The organism is Mucilaginibacter koreensis (assembly GCF_054783355.1).
In genome coordinates this window covers 3,438,453-3,454,427 of sequence record NZ_BAAGQS010000001.1, presented here as the reverse complement: position 1 = coordinate 3,454,427, position 15,975 = coordinate 3,438,453, and the positions used below count along the sequence as shown (strand labels likewise).

The following is a 15,975-nucleotide window of genomic DNA, read 5'->3' as shown; positions in this document are numbered from 1 at the left end:
CTTTGCAGCGCTGGCACCGTGCGGCAAAAAAGCCTAAGTGGGCTGTACTTGATTTTTTGGTTCTTTTGTATCAAGACAAAAGAACAACAACATTCAACAAAGCACAGAACCAATAACAGAAAAATTACTTCTCCGCCAGCAACTCATCTGTTAACCTTTCAAAACCATCTACAAACTCCGTATAATAATTACCGGTGCCGGGGCCGCTGAAGCCGGTATACACTTTGCGTACCTTACCCTTTTTATCAATAATCAGCGTAGTAGGAAAACCCATAAAACGGGTAATGCCTGGCAAGCTTTTAGCAGTTTCCATTTTATTGCTGGTATACCCGGTAATGAGCACCGGGTAAGGAATGTTGAAATGATTGACCTCGCGCAGCAATGATTGCTTTGATTTATTGAAATCAGGAGCACGCTCATAAGCCAGATCTACTACTTCAACACCACGCTTGTGGTACTTTTTATAGTAATTGACCAAATATGCTGTTTGATCCATACAGTTAGGGCACCAGGAACCCATAATCTCCACAATCACTACCTTGTTCTTAAAACGAGGATCGCTCAACGAAACCTTCTTGCCATTTAAATCAGGATAAGAAAAGTTAAATTTAACATCAGGATTAATACCTGTTAAATGGTAAGCATCCGGCAGGGCGGCATTGGGGTTCTTTACGGCTGTCCACACATCCTTACCGCTATAGCCGGAATAAAACTGACCATTGGTTAAAGTATGGTCATCAGCTAAATCAGCGGTGAATAAAAAAGCGTGCCCGCCATCAAAGCAAGAAAGGTAAAGCTTATTACTGGTTACGGTTCCCTCCAGGTAACGATAGTCGCCGGTGGTAGTTAAAAAAGTGCCGGTTACTTTATTCCCTTTTTGCTGAAATACGCCTACAGTTGTATCACGAGTATCACCTTCACCAAATACAGCCGACCATTTGCCGGCAATGTCCCTGTACATTTGGGTAGTTACCTCAAAAAATCTCCAGTTTTGACCATAGGTAGCTTTAAAAGGCGTAATTGCGTCCCGCTCACCTAAGTGCTTAACCCAGTTACCGGTTAAAATTTGCCCCTGCTTCTTTAACCTGAACTCCGAATCAAACAACGGCATGTTAATGAATACCGAGTCGCCTTTGGCGCTGATCTCAGTAACCTTAAAGCGTTCATTACCATTGATGATGGTCATCAACTGCCTGCCGGCGGTATCTTTTATGGTAAAATTAAATGGTATTTCGTGTTTGGTTTCGGTGGTGAGTACACCACGCCAGGTGCCTGTCTTAAGTTTTTGCGCAAAGCTGCTTAAAGTTATAAAGCTAAGCAGAAGTATAGCAATAAAGGTTTTGCCTTTCATAAAGTCTACTGATTTAGTAGGCTAAATTAGGCAAAACCTTTAACTTATTTCAACAATCCGCGAGAGATGACGATTTTCTGAATTTCTGAAGTGCCTTCGTAAATCTGCGTAATTTTGGCATCACGCATCAGGCGCTCTACATGGTACTCTTTCACAAAGCCATAACCACCATGTACCTGCACAGCTTCCACAGTTACATCCATAGCCACTTTTGAGGCATAAAGTTTAGCCATAGAGGCGGCTTCAGCATAAGGCTGATGATGATCTTTCAACCAGGCCGCTTTAAGGCACAACAAGCGTGCAGCTTCTATTTGCGTAGCCATATCGGCCAGTTTAAAGGCTATGGCCTGGTGCTCAGCAATAGGTTTACCAAAGGTTTTGCGTTCTTTAGCATATTGCACAGCCAGTTCATAAGCGCCCGAGGCAATACCTAACGCTTGCGCAGCAATGCCAATGCGGCCACCTTCCAGCGTCTGCATAGCAAATTTAAACCCGAAGCCGTCGTCACCTATGCGGTTCGCTTTGGGCACCTTCACATCTGTGAACATCAGCGAATGGGTATCAGAGCCACGTATACCCAGTTTATTTTCTTTTGCACCAATGGTAAAGCCTTCCATGCCCTTCTCAACAATCAGGGCATTAATGCCTTTATGCCCTTTGGCTACATCGGTTTGAGCAATTACCAGGTAAGTAGAAGCAGTACTGCCATTGGTAATCCAGTTCTTGGTACCGTTCAACAAGTAATAATCGCCCATATCAATAGCCGTGGTGTGCTGTGAGGTAGCATCAGAGCCTGCCTCGGGTTCTGAAAGGCAGAAAGCGCCAATCTGCTCACCTTTAGCCAAAGGGATCAGGTATTTTTGTTTTTGTTCTTCGTTGCCAAATTTCTCCAGCCCATAACAAACCAATGAATTATTTACCGATACCACTACTGAAGCAGAAGCATCAATTTTAGATAGCTCTTCCATCACCAGCACATAAGAGATGGCATCCATACCGCTGCCACCATACTGCGGCGAAACCATCATACCTAAAAAGCCCAGCTCGCCCAGCATCTTTACCTGCTCGGCCGGAAACTTTTGGTGTTCATCGCGATCTATTACGCCGGGTTTAAGCTCTTGCTGGGCAAAATCCCGCGCGGCCTGGCGTATCATCAGTTGTTCTTCAGTAAATTCGAAATGCATGTTTATGTCGTTGGTGCTCAAATATAATACTATGCATGCATAGTAAAAAATGTTATCACAAAAAAAGAGAGCTCTTTTGAAGCTCCCTTTCCCCTAATTAATTTAAACTATTGATTAAACCCAAAACAAAGAACAAACTTACCTCAGCTTGGGCGTCTGAGAATGCTTTTTTAAAAGTTTTTTACAGGTAGATGTAAACTTTAATATTTTTCACAGATAGTTGCAGAGTCGTGAGGTATAATACAAATGTGAAGCCAAACTTTTTTTAGCGAGGAATATATTTTAAATAAACCAGCACAAATAATAATATGAGAATATTTTAATACAGCATAACATATACTGTAAAGGAAGCTTTATATTTAGCCCATTCAAAAATAAAACTAAACTCACTCACACTTTCACCCTATATGCTCCCCTCTGATAATAAGGTTATTATAGAAACCGACGAAGCTTTTAAGAAGAAAGTTGCTGCACAAATACGTAAAGTTCGCCGCCAGCACCGCATTACACAAGAGAAATTTTATACTGATACCAATATTAATATCGCACGTTTAGAATCAGGAAAAATAGATATCAGGCTGGAAACCCTACGCAAAATATGCGCTTATTTTGATGTTTCTTTATCTGGTTTTTTTCAAGGAGTATATTAACTGGCTGATTTTTCACTGTTAAGTTTTTAGTACAATTCTGTTATTCTATACAGTGCTTTTTAATTGCTGTATGTTATTAGGTACAAAACATATTAAATTAAGCAATCGAACATATTAATTTATATTCAATCAATTTTACTTGTTCGCTTTATTTCTTAGATTGATGTTAATGCAAATGCCAGAGTACATAATTAAGGCATTGTAATTTTTATTACTGCAACAAAAAGCTGGTAATTCATCGTAAAGCCGCGTAACTTGCGCCTATGATATTCAGGCTGGATGAACGGCTGTTGTTTCCTGATCCCGAACTTGCCGAGCCCGACGGCTTATTGGCTGTAGGCGGCGATTTAAGCGTAAACCGCTTAGTGCTGGCCTATAGCCATGGTATTTTTCCCTGGTACAGTGACGATACACCCATCCTGTGGTACTCGCCACATGAGCGATTTGCGCTTTACCCCAATGAACTTAGAATTTCCAAAAGCATGCATCAGGTATTGCGCTCCAAACGCTTTGCCATCACCCAAAACCAGGCATTCGAGCAAGTGATAGGAGCCTGTGCCACTACCCCGCGCGAAGGGCAGGACGGCACCTGGATTACTACCGAAATGCAGCAGGCTTACATTCAACTACATCAGCAAGGTTACGCACACTCTTACGAAATATGGCAGCAGCAGGAACTGGTAGGCGGCTTGTACGGAGTAGCCATTGGGCAGGTATTCTGCGGAGAAAGTATGTTTAGCCGGGTAAGTAATGCCTCTAAAACTGCACTCATCACATTAGCGCAAAGCGGCCTGTACCGCCTGATAGACTGCCAGGTGCATACCGAACACCTGGAGAGCATGGGCGCCAGGCACATCAGTCGTAAAGAATATTTGCAGGTACTGCAAAATACCACCGGCTAAGCGTACCTTTGTATTGGTATGCAGCAGATAGACAGGAAGGAACGGATTATTTTAGGCATTGACCCCGGTACGGCCGTAATGGGCTACGGCTTAGTGAAAGAAACCGGCACCAAGCTGGAGCTCATTAGCCTGGGCATCGTTAAAATTGAAAAAACGGACGACCACATGCTGAAGCTGCAGCGCATATTTGAAAAAACACAAGCGCTTATTGATAATTACCACCCTGACACTTTAGCTATTGAGGCCCCTTTTTACGGCAAAAATATACAGGTAATGTTAAAATTGGGCAGGGCGCAGGGTGTAGCTATTGCGGCGGCATTATCGCGCAATGTACCGGTAAACGAATACTCTCCGCGTAAAATTAAGCAATCCATCACCGGTAACGGTAATGCCACCAAAGAACAGGTAGCGGCTATGCTGCAACGTTTGCTTAACTTTCAGGAAACACCTGAGTTTTTGGATGCTACTGATGGATTGGCCGTGGCCGTATGCCACAGTTTTCAAAAAATCACCACCGGCAGGGGCAGTAAAATTACCTATTCGGGCTGGGAATCTTTTGTAAAAGAAAATACAAGGCGCGTAGCCTCACCTTTAAAAATTAAAAAGCCGCTCTAAGTACCGGAGTTTTAGGCTTGCTCTTCGTAATCGTGGCGTAAGGCTTGCTTGATCTTTTCAGCAGTGGCAGCCAGTTGCTCCTCAGTAAAGCTAAGCTTCGGGCGGGCAAAGTTCAAATCATCCACCCGGTTCATGGGGATGAGGTGAATGTGCACATGCGGCACTTCTAACCCAATAACAGCTACGCCAACTTTTCGGCAAGGTATCGCTTCTTTAATGGCAGTAGCTACAATTTTGGCAAACAATTGCAGGCCAGTATAGGTGGCATCATCCAAATCAAAAATGTAATCGGTTTCCTGCTTCGGAATCACCAGCACATGGCCTTCGGCCAGCGGGTTAACATCTAAAAAAGCCAGGAAATCGTTGCTTTCGGCTACTTTATGTGATGGTATTTCGCCTGCTATAATTTTTGAAAAAATGCTTGCCATAAAAGGTGTATATTATAATTGATGTGCAATTTATAAATATACAGATGTGCAAATTGTTTTGCTACATCCGCACATCTGTATATACTATACTATCGACTGATTTCTAAAATTTCAAATTCCATTTTACCGGCAGGTACCTGTATTTCGGTTTTTTCGCCTACCTTTTTACCTAACAGGCCTTTGGCAATAGGAGAGCTTACTGATATTTTACCGGCCTTTAAATCGGCTTCGCTTTCTGATACCAACTGATAGGTCATGGTAGCGCCGTTTTTAATATTTTTGATTTTCACTATAGATAGAGCCAGCACCTTAGAAGTATCCATCTTCGATTCATCCAAAATACGGGCATTGGCTAAAGTTTCCTCTAATTTGGCAATTTTGGTTTCGTGCAGGCCCTGGGCTTCCTTAGCAGCGTCATACTCTGCATTTTCAGATAGGTCACCTTTGTCGCGCGCTTCGGCAATAGCTTTGGCAATATTGGCACGGCCGGTAGTTTTCAACTGTTGTAACTCTTCTTTCAGTTTTTCTAATCCCTCTTTGGTGTAGTATGCTACTTCTGCCATAACACTTATAATTTACAATGTCTTCTTTTAATGAATAGATGATGTTTAAACAAAACCGCCCTGCGCTTTCTGTTAAAGGCAGGACGTACCGTTATAAAAAACAAACAAGACTATGCAGCGCCTGGCCATCATAGTCTTGCTTGAGTATAAAACGAAGATAAGCGTTTTAAATTTTATTCTCCAAATTTTCTTTAATTGAAGGTTATAATAAAGAGCTATTATAGGAAGTATACCATTCCAACCCTTTGTTTATATTTGAATTGAGGTAGACGTGGAGAAAACGAAAGTACTGGAAAAATATATGCCGCCGGCAGCGGCCCCCTTAATCAGCAGGTGGATAGATTACTTTAAGTGCGAATTTAAAATATCGCGCAACCGTAACAGCAAATTTGGCGATTACCGCCCTCCGTTTCAGGGCAAAGGGCACCGTATATCGGTTAACCATAACCTGAACGCTTATGCTTTTTTGGTAACCACCGTACATGAGTTTGCCCACCTGCACACCTGGAACCAGCACCAGAATAAAGTAAAGCCGCATGGCACCGAGTGGAAGCAGAATTTTAAAAAGATGATGCAGCCGTTTTTCGAGCAGCAGGTGTTCCCGGCTGATATTCAACAGGCCATTACCCGGTATTTAAACAACCCGGCAGCCTCCAGCTGTTCTGATTTAAACTTATACCGCACCCTGCGCAGCTATGATGCTCCTAAACCGGATGTACTCACCGTAGAAAAACTACCCTTACATAGCTTATTCAAATTTAAAGGCGATCGGGTGTTCAAAAAAGGTGAACAATTGCGCAAGCGTTATAAATGCGTGGAAGTAGCCACCAAGCGGATTTATCTGTTTAGCCCAGTGGCAGAGGTTGAAGTAATTAGCGATTAATATTTAATCAATTTTTCCATCATTTCTGCTAATCGTGATTTAGCCAGAAATTGGTCTTCTAAACCTTTATTCATCGGGATGGCGGTGTCCAGGCTTGCGCAGCGCATTACCGGCCCGTCCAGGTACTCAAAGCAGTGCTCGATAATATATGCTGCAATTTCCCCGCCGAAGCCGCTGGTTAAAGTATCTTCATGTAAGATCAGCACTTTGCTGGTTTTCTTTACACTGTTTTCCACCGCTGTTTTGTCCCAAGGTTGCAGGCTTCGTAAATCTAATACTTCTACCGAATATTGGGGATGCAGCTCCACCCACTCTAAAGCCCAGTGTACACCTAAGCCGTAAGTAATGATAGTTACTTGTGTACCTTCGGTTATTACACGGGCTTTACCTATTTCAACTTCATAATTACCTTCGGGCACCTCACCGTTCAGGCTTCGGTATAAATATTTATGCTCAAAATAAATGACCGGGTTGGGGTCATTTATAGCAGCCATCAATAATCCTTTGGCATCAGCCGGGAATGCCGGATAAACTACTTTCAATCCCGGCGTTTTAGTAAACCAAGCCTCATTGCTTTGCGAATGGAAAGGCCCTGCCCCTGTACCCGCACCTGTAGGCATTCTAATTACGGTATCGGCAGATTGGCCCCATCGGTAGTGCGTTTTGGCCAGGTTATTTATAATCTGGTTAAAGCCACAGGTTACAAAATCGGCAAACTGCATCTCCACTACGGATTTATGACCGTTAATAGCCAAGCCTAAAGCTGTACCTACAATGGCCGACTCGCACAGCGGCGTATTGCGCACACGCGCCTTGCCAAATTCCTGAACAAAGCCTTCAGTTACTTTAAAGGCGCCGCCGTATTCGGCAATGTCCTGCCCCATTAGTATTAGGTTAGGGTGTTGCTGCATAGCCAGTCGCAACGCATCACTAATGGCATCAATAAAGCGTTTGTTTACCATAGCCGGTGATGAGTTGCGATTGGCTGAGGGTATGGAATCTACCGGCGCATACATGTCCTGCAATTCAATTTGTACGTTAGGTATTAATTCATCTTCAAGCAAAGCCTTTTCCACTTCAGCATCAATAAGCGGTACCAATTCGCGGCGGATAATTTCCGGCCACTCCGGGCGCATAATGAAATGGTCTATCAGTTGCTGCTCAAAATTTGATACCGGGTCTTTGGCCTTCCATTCCTCCAAAAACTCGGCAGGTACGTATTTTACACCTGATGCTTCTTCATGCCCCCGCATCCGGAAGGTTAAGCACTCCAATAATACAGGGCGGGGTTGCTGGCGCATGCTGGCCGCCAAATCCTTTATAGTATGATATACTTCTAAAAAGTTATTGCCATCAATCTGATGCCCTTCCATGCCATAGCCAATGGCTTTATCTACAATTCGGGCGCATTTATACTGTTCATTAGTTGGGGTAGACAGTGCGTAGCCGTTATTCTCCACCAAGAATATTACCGGCAGGTTCCAAACGGCGGCTACATTAAGCGCCTCATGGAAGTCGCCTTCACTGGTAGCGCCCTCGCCGGTAAAAGCCAAGGTAACTTTTGGTTTGCGGCTCAATACATCGCCCAAAGCAATACCATCGGCCACTGCTAACTGAGGTCCTAAATGCGAAATCATACCCACGATATGATACTCATACGTACCGAAATGGAACGAGCGGTCGCGGCCTTTAGTAAATCCGGAGGGTTTCCCCTGCCATTGCGCCATTAGTCGGGCTAAAGGCATATTGCGGGCTGTAAATACACCCAGGTTGCGGTGCATGGGCAATATATATTCATCTTGTTGCAGCGCCAGGGTAGCACCTACAGCAATAGCCTCCTGACCGATGCCCGAGAACCATTTGCTAATACGCCCCTGTCGCAGCAGCACCAGCATTTTCTCTTCTACCAGCCGCGGCCACAGCAGTGTCTTATAGAAATTAATCAGAGTGCTGTTACTTAAATCGCGCCGGTCGAAAATCATAACACTAAGCTAAAGAAGTTTTGGCGAAACAGGAATAAGAAATGAAGACCCAACAAGCGCTTTGAAAGAGTAATGATTATGTAATTGTTGGTTAAGGGAATGATGGTTAGATGTTGATTAAGTTAGATAAATAATTAGTACGCTGCTCATTACTTCAGCAATCCACTTCTTTATTAATAAGTGGGCGTTGCCTGCGGCCCGGGCTATTCGCTGCAAGTCCTCACCCGTACCTCGCTGCGAGCTTTACGCTGCTATCCTAACGCGAAAGATGTACAAGTAGACAAACCCGTTATGACTTAAAACGCATTCGAGTGCACATAGTTATCTTCCAGCAAATCATAATCAAGATGCGGTTTCAAAATATACTTTAACTGCACCAAACCGCTGGGATAAGTAATGGTATCGATATGCATCAGTTCGGTACGCTGCTGAAATGGCCGGAATAAAGGCTTGCCGCCCCCTAATAACACCGGGTGGATGGATAGCGTAAAATCACTAATTAATTTTTCAGCCAAAAAGCTGCTGACCAAATCGGCACCGCCAAACAGCCAAATATGGCCGCCTTCCTGGTTAATCAGTTCGGTTACGGTTTGCTTAAAATCAGCTTTGCCTATCACCTCTATTTCCTCGTGCTGTACCTCGGGCAAGGTGTCAGAAAAAACGTACTTCTTAATACCCGGAAAAGGGTTTTCCTCTGCAGTAATTAATAGCTCATAGCTTTTGCGGCCTAAAAAGATGGTATCAATTTCGCTGAAAAATTCAGACATACCATAATCCTGATCGGTAAAGCACCAATCGTATTCGCCGCCGGGACCTTCTATATAACCGTCTAAGCTTACAGCCAGATTTAGTATTACTTTACGCATTTTGTTAAATTTCGGTATCGTGTTGTTCTTTCCACTGCTGGGCGAATGATTTACCGGCCACATCAGGCATCTGGCGGTATTTGCCCCATGATTTCTTGAAGAACCAACGCATTAAAAAGTTCTTGGTTTTGCCGCTGAAAAAATCAGTTAGCTTACGGCTTAGCATTGCTTTTTTCCAGGCCGCCCAGCCCCATTTTTCCTGTTGAGTTACCAGTTGTTCTTTCACCGCATCGCGGCGGTTAAGCAACAGCATTTTATGTAAATCGATTTTTACCGGGCATACTTCGGTACATTTGCCACACAAGCTGGAGGCATAACTCAGGTGCTTAAACTCTTCCATACCCTGCATGTGCGGGGTAATGATAGAGCCGATAGGCCCGGTATAGGTGGTGTTATAAGTATGCCCGCCAATATTCTGATATACCGGGCAGGCATTAAGGCAGGCTCCGCAACGAATGCAGTACAAGCCCTGCCGCTGATCTTTTTGTGCTAAAACATTTGTACGACCGTTATCCAGCAAAACCACATACATTTCTTCAGGCCCATCTGTTTCGTTAGGCTGCTGGGGACCACTTAACAGGGTATTGTAAACTGTTAAATTTTGCCCGGTACCGTGTGTTGACAGCAACGGCCAAAACAAGTCTAAATCGGCAATAGACGGAATCAGTTTTTCTATCCCAGCCACGGCGATATGTATTTTCGGGAATGTGGTGCTCAGGCGGGTATTGCCTTCGTTTTCACTGAGGGCAATACTGCCGGTATCTGCAATCAGAAAATTAGCGCCGGTGATTCCCACATCGGCCTGCAAATATTTTTGGCGTAGCAACTCCCGGGCTTTTGCAGTAAGTTGCTCAGGTGTGGCATCAATGGGGGTACCAAAACGCTCGTTAAACAGCTTGGCAATGTCTTCTTTAGAGAGGTGCATGGCCGGCGTAACAATATGATAGGGTTTTTGACCCAATAGCTGCACAATGTATTCGCCCAAATCACTTTCTAATGATTCGATACCGTTGGCTTCCAGAAACTCATTTAAATGCAGTTCCTCGGTTACCATTGTTTTTGATTTAATTACTTTTTTAGCGCCGGCCCGTTGTATAATACCTAATATTTCGCGGTTAGCTTCCTCAGCATCATTGGCCCAAATTACTTTACCACCACGGCGCTGAAAATTGGCCTCAAAATCGAGCAGGAAGCGGTCTAAATTTTCCATTACCCGCCATTTGGTTACGTGCGCTTTCCGCTTGGCACTTTCCAAGTTTACCAACCGTGAAAGGCCACGCTGCACTGCCACATCATATTTACCTATGTTATGGTCAATTACCTGGCGGTGTTTTAAATCAAATGCTTTCTCCTCTGATGCTATTATAAACTCTTTAGCGGTAGTTGACATGTTCCTTTTTCCTGCTTGCCTTTAAAGCAATAATGTAAATATCGGATAATACGCCTTAAATAGCGAATGCCGGGGTCACAAATGATGTTACCCGGCATTCAACGTTTAATGTGCCATATTGTTATGCTGTTTTGACTGCTGCCTGCAGTCATTGAGCATTTTAGTTTGTGCCGTCAGAGTTGGCTTTTCCATCTACTACCGGGCGCTGATCGCGATTGGCTAATTCCCAGCCGGTATAGAATACTAACTGTGCACGTTTAGCCAGCAGCGGGAAGTTAATTTTACTTACCTCATCTCCGGGTTGGTGGTAATCCTGGTGAACACCGTTAAAATAGAAAATAATCGGCACACCATGCTTGGCAAAGTTATAGTGATCTGAACGGTAATAGAAACGGTTCGGATCAGCAGGGTCATCATACTTATAATCCAGGTGGATTTGGGTGTATTTATTATTCACCTCTTCAGTGATTTTGCGCAAATCGCTGCTCAGCATGGCAGACCCAATTACATACAGGTTATTGGCAGAATCCGGTTTGTTTTGATAATCAAAACCGATACGGCCAATCATGTCAATATTCAAATCGGTAATGGTATTTGCCAGCGGGAATACCGGATGATCGGTATAAAATTCAGAGCCTAACAATCCCTTTTCTTCGCCTACGTTACCCAAAAACAAGATGCTGCGACGCGGGCCTTTACCGGCTTTTTTGGCCATGCTGAAAGCACGGGCAATTTCAAGCACCCCAGTAGTGCCTGAGCCATCATCATCAGCGCCGTTATTTACTTTATCGGGGCCGTTAGGGTTTAAGCCGATGTGGTCATAGTGACCGGAGATTACCAATACTTCATTTTTCAATTTAGCATCAGAACCTGGCATATAACCTAATACATCTACTGCTTTCACATCTTTTTTAACTGAGCCATAAGCAGCTGAGATGTCCGCTTTCAGGGTTTCAGTAGCTACACCTGCATCAGCAGCTGTTTTTAACTGGGCATAGGTTTTACCGCTGTTCTTCAACAATTGGTCGGCCATCTCAGGCGTAACCGTTACCGTTACAGGCTGCTGCCTGGCCGGTGCTGCGTTATCCTTTTTAATCTCTAAACGACCACCGCCTAACTGGCCTGCCATACGTTGCAGCATAGCTGCCAGGTTAGCATTGGCATTTAATACCATTGCCGGGCCTTTTTCTGCCAAACGCTGCATTAACTGTGCACGTGAGGCACGTGTTCCTGCTGCTGCGCCAGGTTTGGCACCGCTTATCATTAATACTACTTTACCGGCAATATCTGCATTGGCCAGTTCTTCGGCCGAGCCGTAGCCAATAAATACCACCTCTTTTGCGTTCAGGGTTTTTGCGTCAGAGTTACCGGTGGCATAAAAATCTTTACCAAAGGTATATGGTGTACCATTCAGGGTAAAGTTATTGACATTAAAGCTGGTTTCTACCAGCGGAATATTTAGAAAATACGAACCATTTACCGGTGCCTGCAGACCCAACTTTTTAAATTCGTTGGCAATATAATTAGCGGCTTTATCGGCGCCGGGCTTACCGGTTTCCCGGCCTTCAAATTCATCTGATGCCAGTATGCTCAGGTGCTTGCGGGCATCTTCGGCCGTAATGTACTTGGCGTACTTGGTAGCCGTAGAGTTTTGCGCACATGCGGCAATGGCTGACGCCATGAACGTAATGCACAATGCTGTTTTTTTCATATCTAAATAAAATCAGTTAATAGTTTAGCAAGTTGTAATTTTTTGCTGATTTTTCAGCAGGATATTTTGTTTACCCGGTTGGCATGGCGGCCACCTTCAAAATCGGCGCTTAAAAAGCGATCAACAATTTCTTTGGCAGTTTCCAATGAGATAAAGCGTTCAGGTATGCACACCACATTGGCATTATTATGCTGGCGCGCCAGGCTGGCCAGTTCAGGTTGCCAGCAAATGGCAGCCCGTATACCCTGATGTTTGTTGGCCGTGATAGCTACCCCATTGGCGCTGCCACAAATTAATATACCAAAATCAAACTCGCCGCTTTCTACAGCCGAGGCAACCGGATGGGCAAAATCAGGGTAATCGGCAGCATCGGCCGAATAAGTACCAAAATCCTTTACTTCTGCGCCTTGTAAATACTGCAAAAGTTCCTGCTTATAAGAGAATCCGCCGTGATCAGACCCGATGGCTATTTTTAAGTTTTCTTTCATAATGATATTAATGGATCGAGCATTTAGCTATTGGCAATGGCATCCTGCTTTTGCTGGCGGCGTTTCTCAACCATACCGGCTACTACAATACTTACCTCAAACAAAATAAATAATGGAATGGCTACAACCGTCATGGTAATCATATCGGGCGTGGGCGTTACCACGGCAGCTATGATCAAGATAATCACCACCGCATAGCGACGGCTTTCTTTCATCAGTTTGGCGGTGAGTATACCGAAATTAGAGAGTACGTATACCAGAATCGGAAGTTGAAATACTACCCCTGTTGCCAGCGTAAGCGTGGCTACTGATGACAGATAGGAATCAATACTGATCAGGTTTTCGATAGTTGCACTTACTTGGTAACTCAGGAGGAAGTTAACTGACATAGGAGTAATTACAAAATACCCGAATGCCACACCCAGCAGGAACAAAAATACAGCATAACCTACGAAGCCACTAGCCGCTTTGCGCTCTTTATCATGCAAGGCCGGCTTAATAAAACGCCATAATTCAAATAACAGGTAAGGCACACCCAAGGTAACGCCAATAATTAAAGAAGAGTTGATTTGCAGTGTAAACTGGCCTGCCAGTTCATTATTCATCAGTTTAATATGAATAGCGTCGATACACCAGCCCGAGCGGTGGAGGGCGTTACCCAGTTTACACATCATTTGGTATGTCCAAAAATCTTTATTGGCCGGCCCCATGATGATCTTGCTAAATATCCAGTCATAGTAATAAAAGGCCAGGCCGGTAAATATCACAATAGCAATAGAGGCGCGAATGAGGTGCCATCTTAATTCTTCCAAATGGTCGAAAAAAGACATTTCGGCTTCCATGCTTTGTCCTTTTTCCTTGATTGCTTTTATAATTTTATTCTCTTCTTCCATTTTTTGAGGCAAACAAAAATACCATTCCTATTAACTTAAGAATGGTATTTTAATTATATTTTTTATGTTACAACTTACGGCGTTACCAGCTCAAAGGTTTCCATAAATTTGGTGGTAAAATTACCAGCCCTGAAGTTTGGATCGCGCAGCAGCTGTAAGTGGAAAGGAATAGTGGTTTTTACACCCTCAATTACAAACTCACTTAATGCACGCTCCATGGTATTCAATGCTTCTTCGCGGGTTTGGGCCACACAAATCAGCTTGGCAATCATCGAGTCGTAATTTGGCGGAATGATGTATCCGGTATATACATGCGTATCTACACGTACACCGTGGCCGCCCGGAGAATGGAAGTTGGTAATTTTACCCGGCGACGGGCGGAAACTATTAAACGGATCTTCAGCATTGATACGGCACTCAATGGCATGCATGGTTGGCTCGTAATTTTTGCCTGAAATAGGAATACCGGCTGCTACTTTAATCTGCTCTTTAATTAAATCGAAGTTGATGACCTCTTCGGTAACCGGATGCTCTACCTGGATACGGGTGTTCATTTCCATAAAGTAGAAGTTGCGGTGTTTATCTACTAAGAACTCAATAGTACCAGCACCTTCGTATTTTACAGCTTTAGCGCCCTTAACGGCGGCATCACCCATTTGCTTGCGCAGCTTATCCGTCATGAAAGGTGAAGGCGATTCTTCTACCAGTTTTTGGTGACGGCGCTGGATAGAGCAATCGCGTTCTGACAGGTGAGATACCTTACCATACTGATCGCCTACCACTTGTATTTCAATGTGGCGTGGGTCTTCTACATACTTTTCAAGGTAAATACCATCGTTACCAAAAGCGGCACCGGCTTCGGCACGGGCCGAATCCCAGGCGGGTTCAAATTCATTATCATTCCACACAATGCGCATACCGCGGCCACCACCGCCGGCAGTAGCTTTCAATATGATGGGGTAACCAATTTTTCCGGCTACTTGTATGCCCTGCTTCACATCAGTCAATAAACCTTCAGAGCCCGGAATGGTAGGCACACCGGCTTTCTTCATGGTAGCTTTGGCCGATGCTTTATCGCCCATGGCATTGATCTGATCGGCAGTGGCGCCTATAAACTTGATACCATACTCAGCACATATGGCCGAAAACTTAGCGTTTTCAGACAAAAAGCCGTAACCCGGATGGATAGCATCCGCATTGGTTACTTCGGCAGCTGATATAATGTTGGGGATATTTAAATAAGAATCGCGGCTGGGCGGCGGGCCAATACAAACGGCTTCGTCGGCAAAGCGCACATGAAGGCTGTCGCGGTCGGCAGTAGAGTATACGGCCACAGTTTTAATGCCCATCTCTTTACAGGTGCGAATAATTCGCAGGGCAATTTCACCACGGTTGGCTATAAGTACTTTTTTAAACATAGGGTTATGTTAGTGAATGGTTGATTGTGTGAATGGTTAACTAAGTTGATAGAACCACTCACTTAGTCAACCATTCACCCAATCAACCCGGATAATTACATGGGTTCTACCAGGAACAAAGGCTGGTCATATTCTACCGGAGTAGAGTTTTCAACCAGTACTTTTACAATGCGGCCCGAAACTTCTGATTCGATTTCGTTAAACAGTTTCATGGCCTCAATGATGCACAATACCGAACCGTTTTTAATTTCGTCGCCCACGTTTGCAAACGATGGCTTATCAGGGCTGGCCGAACGGTAAAAAGTACCAATCATTGGCGATTTGATAGTAATGTATTTTGAGGTATCGGCAGCGGCCGGGGCAGCAGCAGCTTCGGCTGCAGCAATAGGTGCAGGTGCATTAGCTACCGGAGCTGAAACCTGTGCGGCCTGAACCGGTGTAGGTGCAGCAAGCGGTACAGTAGCCGTAACTACAGTTTGTGCCTGACCGGTTTTGATAGTAATCTTGAACTCATTCTGTTCAATTGATACTTCACTTACCCCTGCTTTTGATACAAAGCGAATTAAATCCTGAATTTGTTTAATATCCATGCTTAGGATGAAATTGGTTTTGGATTAAGATTTATATAAAAATCTAAGGTATAACAAATTA

At 44.2% G+C, this 15,975-nt stretch carries 16 protein-coding genes; 4 read left to right on the top strand and 12 right to left on the bottom strand.

What is annotated here, in order from left to right; translation table 11 throughout:
• Positions 1-124: 124 nt before the first annotated feature.
• The gene (locus tag ACYVNW_RS15470) at positions 125-1,351 is read right to left on the bottom strand and encodes a TlpA disulfide reductase family protein (protein ID WP_460680779.1); all 1,227 of its coding nucleotides are present in this window, start codon (positions 1,349-1,351) and stop codon (positions 125-127) included.
• A gap of 44 nt (positions 1,352-1,395) precedes the next feature.
• Positions 1,396-2,535 (bottom strand): acyl-CoA dehydrogenase family protein, encoded by a 1,140-nt coding sequence (locus ACYVNW_RS15465; protein WP_460680778.1) that lies wholly within the window; start codon positions 2,533-2,535, stop codon positions 1,396-1,398.
• 407 nt (positions 2,536-2,942) lie between these two features.
• Here ACYVNW_RS15465 and ACYVNW_RS15460 point away from each other — a divergent pair, with 407 nt between their 5' ends.
• The 3 genes from ACYVNW_RS15460 (at position 2,943) to ruvC (ending at position 4,702) form a co-directional block, all read left to right on the top strand.
• Positions 2,943-3,185 carry a helix-turn-helix domain-containing protein gene (locus ACYVNW_RS15460; protein ID WP_460680777.1) on the top strand — a complete coding sequence of 81 codons (243 nt, stop codon included), beginning with the start codon at positions 2,943-2,945 and terminating at the stop codon, positions 3,183-3,185.
• A gap of 263 nt (positions 3,186-3,448) precedes the next feature.
• On the top strand, positions 3,449-4,087 hold the full coding sequence (aat, locus tag ACYVNW_RS15455; protein WP_460680776.1) for a leucyl/phenylalanyl-tRNA--protein transferase: 639 nt from the start codon (positions 3,449-3,451) through the stop codon (positions 4,085-4,087).
• 18 nt (positions 4,088-4,105) lie between these two features.
• The gene (ruvC, locus tag ACYVNW_RS15450; protein ID WP_460680775.1) at positions 4,106-4,702 is read left to right on the top strand and encodes a crossover junction endodeoxyribonuclease RuvC; all 597 of its coding nucleotides are present in this window, start codon (positions 4,106-4,108) and stop codon (positions 4,700-4,702) included.
• An 11-nt stretch (positions 4,703-4,713) separates the two neighbouring features.
• Here the strand turns inward: ruvC and ACYVNW_RS15445 are convergent, their stop codons facing one another.
• The gene (locus ACYVNW_RS15445; RefSeq protein ID WP_460680774.1) at positions 4,714-5,130 is read right to left on the bottom strand and encodes an HIT family protein; all 417 of its coding nucleotides are present in this window, start codon (positions 5,128-5,130) and stop codon (positions 4,714-4,716) included.
• Between the two features lie 89 nt (positions 5,131-5,219).
• Positions 5,220-5,693, bottom strand: coding sequence for a transcription elongation factor GreA (greA, locus tag ACYVNW_RS15440; RefSeq protein ID WP_460680773.1), 474 nt, complete (start codon positions 5,691-5,693; stop codon positions 5,220-5,222).
• Between the two features lie 271 nt (positions 5,694-5,964).
• On the opposite strand from greA, the gene ACYVNW_RS15435 reads away from it, so the two are divergent.
• Complete coding sequence (locus ACYVNW_RS15435; RefSeq protein ID WP_460680772.1) at positions 5,965-6,576, top strand: SprT-like domain-containing protein; 612 nt, start codon at positions 5,965-5,967, stop codon at positions 6,574-6,576.
• Here ACYVNW_RS15435 and ACYVNW_RS15430 read toward each other — a convergent pair.
• The 8 genes from ACYVNW_RS15430 to accB all read right to left on the bottom strand — a co-directional run bounded on the left by ACYVNW_RS15430 (position 6,573) and on the right by accB (position 15,914).
• A complete protein-coding gene (locus ACYVNW_RS15430) occupies positions 6,573-8,558 on the bottom strand; it encodes an alpha-ketoacid dehydrogenase subunit alpha/beta (protein ID WP_460680771.1) in 1,986 nt (661 codons plus the stop codon). The two genes, ACYVNW_RS15435 and ACYVNW_RS15430, sit on opposite strands and share 4 nt — an antisense overlap.
• Before the next feature lie 296 nt (positions 8,559-8,854).
• A complete protein-coding gene (locus ACYVNW_RS15425) occupies positions 8,855-9,424 on the bottom strand; it encodes a dihydrofolate reductase family protein (protein ID WP_460680770.1) in 570 nt (189 codons plus the stop codon).
• Between the two features lie 4 nt (positions 9,425-9,428).
• A complete protein-coding gene (locus tag ACYVNW_RS15420; protein ID WP_460680769.1) occupies positions 9,429-10,814 on the bottom strand; it encodes a LutB/LldF family L-lactate oxidation iron-sulfur protein in 1,386 nt (461 codons plus the stop codon).
• Between the two features lie 160 nt (positions 10,815-10,974).
• Complete coding sequence (locus ACYVNW_RS15415; protein WP_460680768.1) at positions 10,975-12,525, bottom strand: M28 family peptidase; 1,551 nt, start codon at positions 12,523-12,525, stop codon at positions 10,975-10,977.
• 53 nt (positions 12,526-12,578) lie between these two features.
• Positions 12,579-13,013, bottom strand: coding sequence for a ribose 5-phosphate isomerase B (rpiB, locus tag ACYVNW_RS15410; RefSeq protein ID WP_460680767.1), 435 nt, complete (start codon positions 13,011-13,013; stop codon positions 12,579-12,581).
• A gap of 23 nt (positions 13,014-13,036) precedes the next feature.
• Positions 13,037-13,906: a twin-arginine translocase subunit TatC gene (gene tatC / locus ACYVNW_RS15405; protein ID WP_460680766.1), complete on the bottom strand. Its 870-nt coding sequence runs from the start codon at positions 13,904-13,906 to the stop codon at positions 13,037-13,039.
• A gap of 74 nt (positions 13,907-13,980) precedes the next feature.
• Positions 13,981-15,324: an acetyl-CoA carboxylase biotin carboxylase subunit gene (gene accC, locus ACYVNW_RS15400; protein WP_460680765.1), complete on the bottom strand. Its 1,344-nt coding sequence runs from the start codon at positions 15,322-15,324 to the stop codon at positions 13,981-13,983.
• 95 nt (positions 15,325-15,419) lie between these two features.
• Positions 15,420-15,914, bottom strand: coding sequence for an acetyl-CoA carboxylase biotin carboxyl carrier protein (accB, locus tag ACYVNW_RS15395; protein WP_460680764.1), 495 nt, complete (start codon positions 15,912-15,914; stop codon positions 15,420-15,422).
• Positions 15,915-15,975: the final 61 nt, after the last annotated feature.

Bases quoted from the DNA above. Each gene is read 5' to 3' on its own strand.
- rpiB (WP_460680767.1), bottom strand. From the start codon at position 13,013: ATGAAAGAAAACTTAAAAATAGCCATCGGGTCTGATCACGGCGGATTC.
- aat (WP_460680776.1), top strand. From the start codon at position 3,449: ATGATATTCAGGCTGGATGAACGGCTGTTGTTTCCTGATCCCGAACTT.
- accC (WP_460680765.1), bottom strand. From the start codon at position 15,324: ATGTTTAAAAAAGTACTTATAGCCAACCGTGGTGAAATTGCCCTGCGA.
- ACYVNW_RS15445 (WP_460680774.1), bottom strand. From the start codon at position 5,130: ATGGCAAGCATTTTTTCAAAAATTATAGCAGGCGAAATACCATCACAT.
- tatC (WP_460680766.1), bottom strand. From the start codon at position 13,906: ATGGAAGAAGAGAATAAAATTATAAAAGCAATCAAGGAAAAAGGACAA.
- ACYVNW_RS15460 (WP_460680777.1), top strand. From the start codon at position 2,943: ATGCTCCCCTCTGATAATAAGGTTATTATAGAAACCGACGAAGCTTTT.
- ruvC (WP_460680775.1), top strand. From the start codon at position 4,106: ATGCAGCAGATAGACAGGAAGGAACGGATTATTTTAGGCATTGACCCC.
- ACYVNW_RS15470 (WP_460680779.1), bottom strand. From the start codon at position 1,351: ATGAAAGGCAAAACCTTTATTGCTATACTTCTGCTTAGCTTTATAACT.
- ACYVNW_RS15420 (WP_460680769.1), bottom strand. From the start codon at position 10,814: ATGTCAACTACCGCTAAAGAGTTTATAATAGCATCAGAGGAGAAAGCA.
- accB (WP_460680764.1), bottom strand. From the start codon at position 15,914: ATGGATATTAAACAAATTCAGGATTTAATTCGCTTTGTATCAAAAGCA.
- ACYVNW_RS15465 (WP_460680778.1), bottom strand. From the start codon at position 2,535: ATGCATTTCGAATTTACTGAAGAACAACTGATGATACGCCAGGCCGCG.
- ACYVNW_RS15415 (WP_460680768.1), bottom strand. From the start codon at position 12,525: ATGAAAAAAACAGCATTGTGCATTACGTTCATGGCGTCAGCCATTGCC.
- greA (WP_460680773.1), bottom strand. From the start codon at position 5,693: ATGGCAGAAGTAGCATACTACACCAAAGAGGGATTAGAAAAACTGAAA.
- ACYVNW_RS15430 (WP_460680771.1), bottom strand. From the start codon at position 8,558: ATGATTTTCGACCGGCGCGATTTAAGTAACAGCACTCTGATTAATTTC.
- ACYVNW_RS15425 (WP_460680770.1), bottom strand. From the start codon at position 9,424: ATGCGTAAAGTAATACTAAATCTGGCTGTAAGCTTAGACGGTTATATA.